Raw genomic sequence first — 13,881 nt, 5'->3', positions numbered from 1 at the left:
TATGGGTGCACAGCATGAACTAATTGATGTTTTCGTATGGAATGAAGATATTACTTTGAACAATACCGAACAATTTCGAAAAGCGATGGCTAAGTTTATTCAAAATCCAGCTGAGTATCTCATATTAAATATGGAACAAGTGAAATATATTAATAGCGCTGGTCTTGGCATTATTGCCAATAGTGTCATGACGGCAAGAAAGCAGCAAAAAGAGCTGGTGATCGCAGGGGTTCGAGATTCACTTCAAGAAATTTTCCATATTGTTAAGTTTGCTTCGTTTATTAAACTTTTCGATACGGAAAAAGATGCGATTAATTTTTTTATGGAGAATGGGATATGATTCATACGCATTTGCAAAAAATCAGGAAAGACAAAAATGTTTCGTTAAAAGAATTATTGGAACTTTTTGACGAATGGAACACACTCTGTAATAAAGCGGACCAAGTTTATTGGCTAGCCAACTTAGCGGAAAGGCGGGTTATTTTTGTTTCTCCGTCTTGCGAGAAGATTTACGGAATACAGCCTGAAGCCTTTTATCAAGATGTAGAGCTATGGAAAAAAGTTATTCACCCGGAAGATCGAGAAAAGGTAGAGAAAAAGCAATCTGCTCTTTGGAAGGGAAGCTGTCTTGAACATGAATATCGCATTATTCATCAACAGGATGGGACGGTTCGTTGGGTTTTGGATCAAACGGTTCCTGCATTTGATGAAAATGGAAAGCTAGTAATGTTAAGTGGAGTGATTACGGATATTACGGAGATAAAAAAAATGAATGAAAAGCTTTTACTAGCGGAAAAAGTGTGCGAACATGTACAACAGGCTATATTGATTACAGATGAAAATGGAGTTATTCAATTTATTAATCCCGCTTTTACAGAAATTACGGGGTACGGGTCAGAAGCAATCGGTTTATCATTAGACTTTTTGTATTCTGGTTACTACAATGAACATTTTTATCAAACCATTAAGAAAACTGTCGCTGAAAAAGGACAGTGGAGAGGGAGTCTGCGTGGGCGCCGGAAAAATGGGGAAGTGTATGCTCAACAGACGATGATTACAGCGATTCATGATAAAGAAGGGCATCTGATTTTTTATCTTTTTCTATTTTCAGATATGATCAAAAACGAAAAGACCGCAACAAGCTTAAAAGATGATTTAAAATTAGCGCAGGAAGTGCAAAAACGTGTATTGAGCAAGCCGCTTAAAACGGAAGCGATTGATATATATGGTATGTACGTCCCTTCAGGAGAATTAGGGGGAGATATGTATGCATGGTATCGGATTGATAGCGACCGATACGGAATCTTTTTGATGGATGTGATGGGGAACGGAGTAGCTGCTTCACTCATTTGTATGTCCGTTCGTTCATTATTAAATGGGGTTATTCGAAAATGCATTTATCCGCAAGAAGTATTTCATGAGTTAAATAAACATATGCAGTTGTTGTACCATGAAGATGGGCCAATGAATACGTATTATTTTACTGCCGTTTATGCGATGGTAAACACAAAAGAAAAGTTCATTGAATATGCTTCGGCAGGTCATCCTCCTGGCTTTTTATTTCATCCAAACGGTTTAGTCGAGGAGCTGGACCAAGGATGTGCCCCGATCGGGTTGTTATCGTATCTCCATGTGGAAACGGGAAAACTAAATTACGCTCCAGGAGCAACGTTAGTGCTGTACTCGGATGGAGTAGTCGAAGGGGCCCATGGTTCTGTTAGAACCAATATCGAAATGTTCCGGGAAAAACTAAAACCATATATTCATTTAGACAACAAAAATATGATAGTACATATAAATAAAATGTTTAAGGAAGAGTATCCGTTTCTCGATGATATTTCTGTCGTTGTGGCGAAATTGCATTAAATTGAACTGTTTTTCAAAGTTCGATAATGAAAAAATAATGTCATGCATTGTCAATAAAGAGATAAACCGGTATGATAAATAATAATCGGTATGATAAATAATAATCTTCCATGAATCGGATGCAATGGTGATGAATACATTGTAGTGACGAAGGGAAAGAAAGGGGATTGTATCATGGTGAGGAATCCAGCGGGATTTTGGAAACGGTTAGCGGCTGGTTTATTAGACGGTCTTATTGTCGGTTTGCCGCTAGTGTTTATTGGCTACCTTATTACGGGAAGCTGGGAGGAGAATTGGTTCACTACGGCAGCAAACATCGTTTACGGTCTAGTTGTGCCGGCGGTTTGGTCTGGATATACAGTGGGGAAAAAGTTGTTGGGCATTCGCATCGCAAAAGTAAATGGCGAAAAAGTCGGAATCGGGACGATGTTTTTACGGTTCGCTGTCGGCGGACTTGTTTATGGGTTAACGCTTGGCATCGCTCTCATTATTAGCGCCATTATGGTGGCGGCGCGCGAAGATAAACGTTCGATTCATGATTTTATTGCCGGAACGTATGTGACGACAGAGAAACCAGCATAATTGGATATTGATCATAAAGAACGGGTGTCTAAGAAGGAGATGCCCGTTTTTTTATGGTGAATTACAGGAACGCTTGTTTGTATATTCATACTTTTTCATTTTCCCCCATATCATGCAATATGGGGGGGATGTTCATGCAATTTTACTATGGCCAGCAAATGCCGCTGCGTATTTTAGACGAAGCGGAATTTTGGAAACATCAAGAAGAGGAGCATACGGTCGTTATTCGGGAGCTTGTTAGCGGTTTAGAGCCGGCTTATGTCGAAGCGTTGAAAAAATGGGAAGAGGCGCTTTCTGCAACACATCAGCAAGTAGTGCGTTTTATTGAATCGGTCGTTCGCGCGGGATATTACGTTCCTTATCAGCTTTACCAGCAAGTGTTGCAGCTAGTGTCTCATTGCTTGCAGCAAAGTCTTGATTTTATTAAGCTGTGTCAACAAATAAAAACGGAAAGCAAAGCAGTGAGCAAAAATCCAACGGCAAAAGTAGTGCTGAACCATATTATTCGTGAGTCAGAATATTTTATTGGCATTGCTCAATTGTTGTTATACGGAAAATAAGGAAAATGCCTATTCGTTTCGGATAGGCATTTTATGTGTTTGAAAAAGAGCAGAGTAAGTAGTAATGAAAAAGGGTAACGGTTTGTTTTATGTTTTGTAATATACTAGAAATATAAAAAGGAAAAGGGTTCGCCGTTGTGGCGGATGAAGTTCGCAAATTGGCGGAACAGTCTGCTCAATCCGCACAGCAAATTTCGCAGCTGATCGGCTATATCCAAGAAGAAACGGAAAAAGCGATCGAATCGATGGGAACCGTAGTTAGCGAAGTATCGCAAGGGCTTGATGTTGTGCAAACGGCTGGACAGTCGTTTGAACAAATCCGCCAATCCATCGGCGAAGTCAATGCCCAAATCGAACAAGTATCCACAGCGATCGAGCAAATGACAGAAAACGTGCAACGGGTGGCCGCTTCCATTGGACATATGACGGAGATTGTGGAACAAACTTCTTCTGGATCAGCGAATGTTTCGGCGGCAACACAAGAACAAATGGCATCGATGGAGGAAATTGCTTCATCGGCATCATCATTAAGCAAAATGGTGGAAAATATGCAAACAATGTTAAAACGATTTACCGTGTAAAAAAGTGTATTTACATGGTTATATAAATATGTTAATATTAAGAAAAATTAAATAAATTTGTCGCTTATCTACTAGGGGAGTCCAATAGCTTGGACTGAGAAAAGAACGCGCTTAAGTTCTTTGACCCTTTGAACCTGATCTGGGTTATACCAGCGTAGGGAAGTAGATAGCGGGAGTGTATGCGTTTGCTGCGTACGTTTCGCTATTTGCATTCCATCGGGTTCCGAAAAGGACCCGATTTTTTATTTCCGCATATGGTCTCCTATCTTGCCCCGCGTTTTGGTGTAACTTCAGGTCCTAACCATTATTTTAAGGAGGTGTAGACCTGGTTGCTAAAATCGCTGTCGTGTACTGACCGATGGAAGAAATGGTGCATGACAGGAGCCGCCGCTGACAGCGAACCACGGGTTGTCTTTCACAGCCGGTGAGACATTAGGATTCCCTTCCTGATGGAACTCAGGTGTTTCCTGAGCGGCAAGCTGTTTGGCTGGTTCCATCGCGATGAGTCGATTTTTATAGATTTTAGTAACTAGGAGGAGTTACATGCAAAACATCAAATCTTTCATGCAATTTCCTGCGAGTAAAAAGGTGTATGTCGAAGGTTCAAGACCGGATATTCGTGTTCCGATGAGAGAAATTACGTTAAGTCCAACAAAGACAGAAACAGGAATCATCGAAAATGAACCTGTTCGTGTTTATGACACAAGCGGTCCTTACACCGATCCTGATTTTCAGCCGGACATTCAAAAAGGATTGCCGCCGCTAAGAAAACGCTGGATTTTAGAAAGAGGGGACGTTGAAGAATACGAGGGGCGTCCAGTGAAACCGGAAGATAACGGATTCCGTAATGGGAAGCAATCAGAGATTATTCTGCCTTTTGCGCGAAAACCGCTGCGCGCAAAAAAAGGAAAAACCGTTACGCAAATGCATTACGCAAAACGAGGGATTATTACGCCGGAGATGGAATTTGTTGCAATTCGCGAAAATATAGATCCGGAAATCGTGCGTCAAGAAGTTGCCGCAGGCAGAGCGATTATTCCTTCGAATATTAACCATCCGGAAAGTGAACCGATGATTATTGGGAGTCGTTTTCATGTAAAAATTAACGCGAATATTGGCAATTCCGCAGTCACATCATCCATTGAAGAAGAAGTCGAAAAAATGCTTTGGGCGGTGCGCTGGGGAGCAGACACGATTATGGACTTATCGACAGGAAAACATATTCATGCGACAAGGGAGTATATTATTCGCAACTCCCCTGTGCCTGTCGGGACGGTTCCGATTTATCAAGCGCTTGAAAAAGTGAATGGCGTCGTGGAAGACTTAACGTGGGAAATTTACCGTGATACGCTCATCGAACAAGCGGAACAAGGGGTGGACTATTTTACGATTCACGCGGGGGTGCTGCTTCGTTACATACCGATGACGGTAAACCGAACGACTGGCATTGTTTCACGCGGCGGCTCGATTATGGCGCAATGGTGTTTAGCCCACCATGAAGAAAACTTCTTATACACGCATTTTGAAGAAATATGCGAGATTTTGAAAACGTACGATATTGCAGTATCGCTTGGAGACGGGCTGCGTCCAGGCTCGATTGCCGATGCGAATGACGAAGCACAGTTTGCTGAATTGGAGACGCTCGGAGAATTAACAGAAATCGCGTGGAAACATGATGTGCAAGTGATGATCGAAGGACCAGGGCATGTGCCGATGCATAAAATTAAAGAAAATGTCGATAAGCAAATCGAAATTTGCAAAGGTGCGCCATTTTACACATTAGGACCGCTTACGACCGATATCGCGCCGGGATATGACCACATTACATCCGCGATTGGAGCGGCGATCATTGGCGCGTACGGAACGGCGATGCTTTGTTACGTGACGCCGAAAGAGCATTTAGGGCTGCCGAATAAAGATGATGTGCGCGAAGGAGTGATCGCTTATAAAATCGCAGCACACGCGGCCGATTTAGCAAAAGGGCACCCGGGAGCGCAACGGCGGGATGACGCGTTATCAAAAGCGCGCTTTGAGTTTCGTTGGAACGATCAGTTCAACCTTTCGCTTGATCCAGATCGAGCTCGGGAATATCATGATGAAACATTGCCGGCGGAAGGGGCGAAAGTCGCGCATTTTTGTTCAATGTGCGGACCGAAGTTTTGCTCGATGAAAATTTCACATGAGCTGCAAAAAACGGTGAGGGAAGAAGGGATGAAACAAAAAGCGAAGGAGTTTGTCGAAAATGGCTCATCTCTCTATCGATAATGTTCAAGAGTTGCAAAAGGAAATTGCCGAACTGAAGGAGAAAATTCTTAAATTGGAACAGCAAATTGCCCATATCCGAAAAAATTGTCAGCATTCGTTTTGCGAGACGTCGTTCATGCGAAAATGTGTCAAATGTCATTATATAGACTCCCATGACAAAAAAATTTCGTCACCATCGGAAGGATGAAAACAACCTTCTGTCGAATGGTCTCCTTGCAGCTGGGGTCATGAGGTCGTTGTATCTATGGTACGTAAAAGTCCGATATATAGACGGACCCCAGTAGTCTGGTGCACCACGGAATGTCGCTCCCTTGAGGGAAGCACGCAGGATAGAATGCTTGAACAAAGACTGCTGCACCAGCTGTTTTTGAGAACGAAGCAGGGAGGGAGACCGATGCGCGTCTTGTATGAACGCTGTTGCGGATTGGACGTGCATAAGCAATCGATTACGGCTTGCGCCCTTACCCCTGAAGGAAAAGAGATTCGCACGTTTGGTACGCTGACCGACGATCTCGAGGAGTTGGTGGATTGGCTGAAAGAAAAAAAGGTGACGCACGTTGCCATGGAGTCGACGGGCGTATATTGGAAGCCAGTGTATAATCTCCTCGAAGCAGAGCCGATCGAAGTGCTTGTCGTCAATGCCCAACACATCAAAGCGGTTCCCGGGCGAAAGACCGATGTCAAAGATGCCGAATGGATCGCGGACTTGCTTCGCCATGGATTGCTAAAAGGGAGTTACATCCCTCATCGGGCTCAGCGGGAGCTCCGGGAACTGGTCCGTTATCGGCGCAGTTTGATCGAGGAACGGGCACGGGAGCTCAACCGCATCCAAAAAGTGCTGGAAGGAGCCAATATCAAGCTTTCTTCGGTCGTATCCGACATCAACGGGATGTCGGCCCGGCTCATCATTCGCGCCCTTATCGAAGGAAAGGACGATCCGGCGGCCCTCGCCCAGCTCGCCAAAGGGCGGCTGAAACAAAAAACGGAAGAGCTCCGGCGCGCATTGAAAGGAGTGATGGGGCCGCATCAACGCATGATGCTGGCCGAGCAATGGCGTCATGTGGAGTATTTAGATGAAGCGATTGCCCGGTTGGATCGGGAAATCGAGGAACGAACGAGCCCTTTTCATGAAGCGCTGGAGCTCATCGATACGATCCCGGGAGTGGGGCGGCAAAGCGCGGAACAAATTGTAGCGGAAATCGGGACGGACATGAGCCGGTTCCCTACCGCCGCGCACTTGGCCTCATGGGCCGGAATGGCTCCCGGGAATCATGAGAGTGCAGGGAAACGGTTGTCAGGTCGAACGAGGAAAGGGAACAAGAAGCTGAGGTCGTGCCTCGTGGAATGCGCCCGTGCCGCCGCCCGAACGAAGAACACGTACCTATCGGCCAAGTATCATCGGATCGCCAAACGAAGAGGAGCGAATCGAGCGAGTGTCGCGGTCGGGAGAACGATTTTAGAAATGATCTATTATATCTTAACTCGAAAGGAACCGTATAGAGAGTTGGGAGCCGACTACTGGGATCGGCAGCGAGAAGCGCGCATCGTGCGTCAAACGGTGAAACGATTAGAGGGGTTAGGGTACGAAGTGAAACTGGAAAAAACGAGTGCATAGCACTTATTAACCATATATATACTGAAATACCTTCCTTTGGAATCCGATTCCGAAGGCTAGGTGGGGTCCGTTTTTTTGTCTTAAATGGTGTTTTCAGGATAGATTTTATATTATTAATATCAGATTCGAGATAAAAAATCTCCCGCTTATGAAAGAACATAGTTCTAAAGCGGGAGTATTTTTACTTACGATCAATTTACACTTAAAACTTCATTAAAAATTTTAGAAATTAAATTAACTCCAATATTTAACGGCCCTCTTTTTTAGCATCTCTCTAAATTGAGAAGTTGACTTTGGAAGCAATTGATTTGTAGCATAATCAATGATAACTCCATAACGTCGAATTAAATCAAGCTTGTCGATTTCACCCTTATTATATAAATCTAAAACTTTTTGCGGATCTTCTTCCAACCAACTTTTTCTATTTTTCCGAATGAATTCACGTGTTTCATATGTCTTTATTTCATCTATTTCATAAAGATCTATATCTTTATCAATTTCTTTAATAACAACTCCGTAATCCTTCTCTGCACGTTCAATTGTTACATATCCATCGATTACATCTTCTAAAACCGCTTTTGGATCCCTTTCAAGTGGATCGCCAAGCCCTCCGCCTCCTGCAGATGGACGAGTAAATACATCTCCTTTTTGTATTTTTACATTTGAAAAAATAGTACCTAAATATCGTTCTTTTTCTGTATTAGGGTTTAAAATCGCTCCATGTGGAATAGAAGGGAGACCTCCAAAAATTCCCCATGTAACCGATCTAGCGCGGTCACAACAGTAAGACATAACCGCATCTTGCGCTTCTGCTATAATTCCTCCTTTTTCTACACCGCACCCTCCTCTAAATTTACCAGGTCCCCCGAATCAGGGATAATCTCGTGTTTAGTTGTAATAACCGGCGAAAGTCTTTCTTGGCCTTCACACGGTTGAATACTTAATCCCACACCAAAAACAGGGGACATAGCATTTGCACCATCTCGGTCGGATCGCCCTCCATGTCCGCCAGCCATCCAATCATACCACATAAAATATCGGTTTCCACCTTCTCTTTTATCCCATCCACCAATTAATAGGTACTCTAAATTAAACGAGCAGGCTAAAGATTTCTTTGGAATGATGTGAGACCAAATTTCAAAACAAGAGTTTAGAATTTTTTCATAAGCTCCTGAACAAAATCCAGTTACAGCAACAGGCCATGGTGCATTAACAACTGAGTTTTCCGGCAAATGGACTTTTACAACTCTATAAAATCCTGAATTAAGTGGAATGTCTGGGAAAAATGTTTTCGTTCCAGCATACACGGCTGAAAGGGAGGAACCGAACCCTGAATTCAGGAAACAACCAATATACGGATGACTACCACTTAAATCGTACTCTATTTGATCTCCTACAATTTTCATTTTTACTCTGATCGGAATTAAACCGTCTCCTGCTTCAGGGTCCATATCAATATAATCAACAGTCTCCCACGTCCCATCTGGAAGTTCCTGAATTTGTGCTCTTGTAAGCCGTTCTACATAATCTTGTACTTCCGAAAATGCAGTAAGTATCGTATCAATACCATACTTGTTTACAAGTTCTAATAATTGTTTTTCACCTACTTTTGTAGCTTCAGCCTGTGCTCTTAAATCACCAAGTCTTTCTTCAGGAACACGCATATTCGCTACAAGCATATTGCCAACATCTTTTAAATATACTCCTTTAGAATAAATGCGAAGTGGAGGAATTCGAATTCCTTCACCGTAATGATCCTTAGACTTTATATCAAACGATCCGGGCACTGATCCTCCCACGTCTGCCCAGTGTCCATTACATTGCATAAACGCTATAAGTTTTCCATCATAGAAAACTGGACGTATTATACGTGTATCGTTGAAATGTGTTCCTCCTCTATAGGGATCATTAATAATAAACACATCTCCAGGATGAATATCATCACCAAAGTCTTCGATAATTGCTTTCGCGGTTAAATGTAAGGTTCCAACGTGCACGGAAATATCTTGTGTTCCTTGCATAACCGTATTTCCTTCTGCATCACAAAGACAAGAACTAAAATCTCGATTGTAAATGACAAAGGAATAACAAGTTCTCAAAATTTGCTCGGACATTTGATCCACAATATTGATAAAAGCGTTTTTTAACACTTCAAAAGTAACTGGATCCAGCTTGCTTTTAAACTTTTGATGAACTTTTGTATCCATCAAATTCTCCTCCCTTTTATCTTGTATAAATTAAAATATTTTTGTATTGGTCTATTTTTGCATGAAATCCCGGTGGAATAACGACTGTTGAATCTAATTGCTCTATAATAGCCGGTCCTTCAATTAATGAATCAACTGGTATATCTGGTCGGAAATAAATTGGTGTTTCTACGTATCCATTTGTTTCCTCGAAGTAAACAGGGCGAGTCTCTTTTAATGCGTCTTTAAGTTGGCCAGTCGATTTAAATACAGGAATACTTGGTTTTGGTACCATTCCAATCGCAGAAACACGTAAACCGAATATTTCCACTTTCTGTTCTCTGTTTGAAAATGCAAATTCCCGTTCATGCTCTCTATGAAACTTTTCTAATTCTTCTTCAATTGACTGTAATGGTCTAGATGCAGTAATAGCTAGAGAACGCCACTGTCCTGCATATCTCATTTCTATAAAACGTATAAATTGTCTATTATCCGGTTCTATACCTTCTTCTTCAAGTAACTGATTTGCCTCTTGTTCCATTTTTCTAAATTCTTCTTCTAAATCCGTAACAGAAACATTGCTACAATCTGCTAAATAAGTCTTAGTGATATCGTGTTGGACATCAACTAAAAGGCAACCCATCGCAGCTGCTACACCTGGATGCGGTGGAACAATTACAACTGGAATTTCCATCTCTTTTGCTAGATATGCACCGTGCAATGGGCCAGCGCCACCAAAAGCAACCAAAGCAAATTCTCTTGGGTCGTATCCACGGCGTACCGAAATTAATCGCAATGCATCACACATATTCGCATTCGCAACCTTTAAGATAGCATTGGCTGCTTCTTCAATAGTGTAGTTGTAAACGCTTGCAATCCTCTGAATCGATTGAATAGCTTTTTGCTTATCCAATTTCATCTGACCATTTAATAAATTTTCGCTTAGGCGTCCCAAAATGAGATTAGCGTCTGTATTCGTACAATTCTCTCCACCTTTTCCATAACACGCAGGGCCCGGATCAGCACCAGCGCTCCGAGGACCATTTCGTAAAGATCCTCCTTTGTCAATCCAAGCAATACTTCCTCCACCAGCTCCAATCGTTAGAATTTCAATGGATGGAAACCTAATCGGATAACCATACTCAATATACCAATCTTTCGTAATTCTTAAGTTGCCGTCATACATAAGGGAAATATCTGTGCTTGTTCCTCCCATATCTAACCCGATTGCGTTTTTATACCCACAAAGATTAGCAATATATCTACTTGCAATAGCACCTGCAGCAATGCCGGAACTAGCAAGACGGGCCGCATATTTTGGAACAGTTTCGCTAGTCATGACTCCTCCGCCCGAATGGATGACCAAAATATCACCTTCATATTCACGGCTACGCATTTCATTTTCTAATTTTTTGATATAGTTACTAACAATAGGACCAAGCACAGCATTCACAACAGTCGTACTCATACGTTCATGTTCAAAAATTTCCGGCAATGTTTCACTAGAAGTGCAAATATAAACCCCTTCAAGCTCTTCTTCAAAAATTTTCTTCACTGTTAACTCATTCTCATTATTCATGTATGCATTTATAAAACATATCGCAACCGCTTCAACCCCACGTCTTTTCAACTTTCTAGCTAACTCTCTAGCCTCTTTTTCATCCACTTTCTCTATTATCCTTCCCGAATAATCTACACGTTCTTTTAATTCAAACCGATCACGCCGTCTAATATATGGTGGGGCTACATCATCGTATGCATCCCATAGATTCAGCTTTGTTCCTCTACGGATCTCTATTACATCGCGAAATCCTTTTGTTGTTACCAGAGCTGTTTTAGGAAGTTTTCTTTCAATCAATGCATTCGTTCCGACTGTCGTTCCGTGGGAAAATATTAAAATATCTTTTCCCCTTATTCCTGCTTTTTCTAATCCCTCTAATATTCCTTTTTCGGGACTAGCAGGGACGGAAGAAGTTTTTGTGACATACATATTTTTTGTTTGATCATCAAAGACGAAAACATCTGTAAATGTGCCTCCAACATCTACTGCTACCCTATATTTTTTCATTTTCATCTCCTCCTAATCTTATAATCCTCTGGGTGAAAAACATAAAAAGCCAGCATAATCATTGTGTAAAAATGATTAAACTGGCCGATGTCTATTGTAAGGTCGTCGGCAAAGACGACTTAAATAGACTACACAGTTTTCATTATTTATTTTTCAATTTTAAATTTTACATCATTTTTATAGACTAGTCAAACAATTATTTTTATTCGTAATATTTTGTATTTTTTAATATTTAAATTGTAAATGTTATTTACAAATTATTTAGAATTTATTATCATCAATATTAAAATTGGGTGCAAATTCTGACCGAATTTGTTTCAACGAGTATGAGCAAAGCAGGTTTTAATAATTATTAAATGAAATTAAACGAATCTGTTTTCAATTCTCCACAAAAAAATATATATCGAATACTGTTCAATCTGCTCACTAATCCCGCAAGATTAGTACCAGCAGATAGAAGCCAGTATTTTCATTTCACCAATTTGTAGTGAAATTGAAAATATTGGCTTTTTATTGTCTGTAAAATTCGTTGGATTCGGTGTTATTTCCCAAGCAGCCAAAGAGATGAATATTCCCATGAAAGCGATTGGCAAAATACTGATCTTATTTGTCTGGTTTGCATCGTGTGGTACATCCTTATCATACCTAGTGTATCATTAGGCCTCAGTTCAGATCAGTTAGAAAACAAAAAATTAGCTGCCGCCGACGCAATGACAGTTATTTTCGTTTTTCCGATGTTCGCTAATTGTAGGGTTCTATTTCTTACATTCAAAATATCCAATAAATATAAAGGGAGAGATTCATAATGAACAATCAACCACTTCTAACTGTTGATCTAGTTGAACTGGACAAAAAACACTTTATTCATCCAACTTCCTCGATTAAAGAACAACAAGAAAATGGACCTGCTGCAATATTTAAAGAAGGACATGGCGTCTATGTGACAGATATCAATGGGAAAACATATATAGAGGGAATGGCATCATTATGGAATGTGAATGTTGGATATGGAAGAAAAGAACTTGCGGAAGCCGCTAAGGAACAAATGGAAAAACTCGCTTTTTCTTCTTGTTTTGCTACTTTTAGCAACGAACCTGCTATTAGACTGGCCGCAAAACTTGCTGAGATTACCCCTGGAGACTTAAGTGCCGTTTTCTTCACATCCGGCGGTTCGGAATCGAATGATACTGCTTACAAATTAGTAAGACATTATTGGAAATTAAAAGGTTATCCAAACAAAACAAAAATCATTTCACGGAAAAAAGCTTATCATGGAGTAGCTATTGGTGCGACAAGCGCTACGGGAATTCAAGACTTCCAGAATATGACGACGGCGCTTGCTCCAGAGTTTATCCATGCGGATACTTTTTCTGTTGACTCTGTTCGAGAAATTATTGAGCGAGAAGGCGCAGAAAACATTGCAGCTTTTCTAGCTGAGCCGATTCAGGGGGCAGGAGGAGTAAATATTCCACCAGATAGCTATTTTCAAGAAATTCGAAAAATCTGTGATGAAAACAATATTTTATTTATCGCTGACGAAGTAATCACGGGATTTGGCCGTACTGGGAAAATGTTTGCGTGCGAACACTGGAATGTGGTTCCGGACGTAATGTTAATTGCAAAAGGAATCACAAGCGGATATATTCCGTTAGGTGCAGTTATTATTCATGAAAAGCTGCATAAAGATTTAATTGAGTTATCTGAAGGAACACTGCTTCACGGATTCACTTATAGCGGACATCCTACCGCATGTGCAGTTGCATTAAGAAATATCCAAATTATTGAAGAAGAAAATTTGGTGGAAAATTCACGATTAATGGGAGAAGAACTTCACAAACAATTAAAAATGCTTCAAAGTGAATTGCCCATTGTAGGAGAGGTTCGTTCTTTAGGGCTAATTGGGGCGTTGGAAATTGTAAAAGACAAACAAACAAACGAACGGTTTGAAAAAAAATTAGCGCCTATTATTATCAATGAGGCTCGTCAACGAGGATTAATTTTGCGGACGGTCACATTTGGCGATGCAGATACAATTGTATTTTCTCCACCGTTAGTTATTAATAAACAAGAGATTCAAAAGATGTTTCAGATTTTACGGGATTCTATGATATCCGTAATGAATAATTTACAAATCTAAAAATCGTAATTAAATGTAAAG

At 41.0% G+C, this 13,881-nt stretch carries 8 protein-coding genes, 2 pseudogenes and 1 riboswitch; of the genes and pseudogenes, 8 read left to right on the top strand and 2 right to left on the bottom strand.

Features of this window, described 5'->3' with window-relative positions; all coding sequences use genetic code 11:
- Position 1: 1 nt before the first annotated feature.
- The 7 genes and pseudogenes from FNL97_RS15615 (at position 2) to FNL97_RS15580 (ending at position 7,469) form a co-directional block, all read left to right on the top strand.
- On the top strand, positions 2-340 hold the full coding sequence (locus tag FNL97_RS15615; RefSeq protein ID WP_012749106.1) for an STAS domain-containing protein: 339 nt from the start codon (positions 2-4) through the stop codon (positions 338-340).
- Positions 337-1,866, top strand: a complete 1,530-nt coding sequence (locus FNL97_RS15610; protein WP_062679322.1) for a SpoIIE family protein phosphatase — start codon at positions 337-339, stop codon at positions 1,864-1,866. Before FNL97_RS15615 ends, FNL97_RS15610 begins: the two co-directional genes overlap by 4 nt.
- Before the next feature lie 174 nt (positions 1,867-2,040).
- Positions 2,041-2,448 (top strand): RDD family protein, encoded by a 408-nt coding sequence (locus FNL97_RS15605; protein ID WP_143416118.1) that lies wholly within the window; start codon positions 2,041-2,043, stop codon positions 2,446-2,448.
- 134 nt (positions 2,449-2,582) lie between these two features.
- The gene (locus FNL97_RS15600) at positions 2,583-3,008 is read left to right on the top strand and encodes a DUF2935 domain-containing protein (RefSeq protein WP_062679323.1); all 426 of its coding nucleotides are present in this window, start codon (positions 2,583-2,585) and stop codon (positions 3,006-3,008) included.
- 116 nt (positions 3,009-3,124) lie between these two features.
- Positions 3,125-3,589: pseudogene (locus FNL97_RS15595) on the top strand (methyl-accepting chemotaxis protein); the annotation flags it as partial.
- Between the two features lie 63 nt (positions 3,590-3,652).
- Positions 3,653-3,767: riboswitch (TPP riboswitch) on the top strand.
- Between the two features lie 365 nt (positions 3,768-4,132).
- Positions 4,133-5,854 (top strand): phosphomethylpyrimidine synthase ThiC, encoded by a 1,722-nt coding sequence (thiC, locus tag FNL97_RS15590; protein WP_143416117.1) that lies wholly within the window; start codon positions 4,133-4,135, stop codon positions 5,852-5,854.
- Positions 5,855-6,248: 394 nt separating this feature from the next.
- A complete protein-coding gene (locus tag FNL97_RS15580; RefSeq protein ID WP_015865166.1) occupies positions 6,249-7,469 on the top strand; it encodes an IS110 family RNA-guided transposase in 1,221 nt (406 codons plus the stop codon).
- Between the two features lie 234 nt (positions 7,470-7,703).
- On the opposite strand, the pseudogene FNL97_RS15575 reads toward FNL97_RS15580, so the two are convergent.
- Together FNL97_RS15575 and FNL97_RS15570 are read right to left on the bottom strand one after the other, a co-directional pair.
- Positions 7,704-9,583: pseudogene (locus tag FNL97_RS15575) on the bottom strand (hydantoinase B/oxoprolinase family protein).
- A gap of 109 nt (positions 9,584-9,692) precedes the next feature.
- On the bottom strand, positions 9,693-11,723 hold the full coding sequence (locus tag FNL97_RS15570) for a hydantoinase/oxoprolinase family protein (protein ID WP_012749114.1): 2,031 nt from the start codon (positions 11,721-11,723) through the stop codon (positions 9,693-9,695).
- Positions 11,724-12,528: 805 nt separating this feature from the next.
- Between FNL97_RS15570 and FNL97_RS15560 the strand changes: the two genes are divergently transcribed.
- Positions 12,529-13,860: an aminotransferase family protein gene (locus FNL97_RS15560; RefSeq protein ID WP_143416115.1), complete on the top strand. Its 1,332-nt coding sequence runs from the start codon at positions 12,529-12,531 to the stop codon at positions 13,858-13,860.
- Positions 13,861-13,881: the final 21 nt, after the last annotated feature.

The sequence above is a fragment of the Geobacillus sp. E263 genome (genome assembly GCF_007197795.1).
GTDB classification, from domain to species: Bacteria; Bacillota; Bacilli; order Bacillales; family Anoxybacillaceae; genus Parageobacillus_B; species Parageobacillus_B toebii.
The sequence above is the reverse complement of the archived record's forward strand: the minus strand, read 5'-3'. Positions and strand labels throughout refer to the sequence as shown.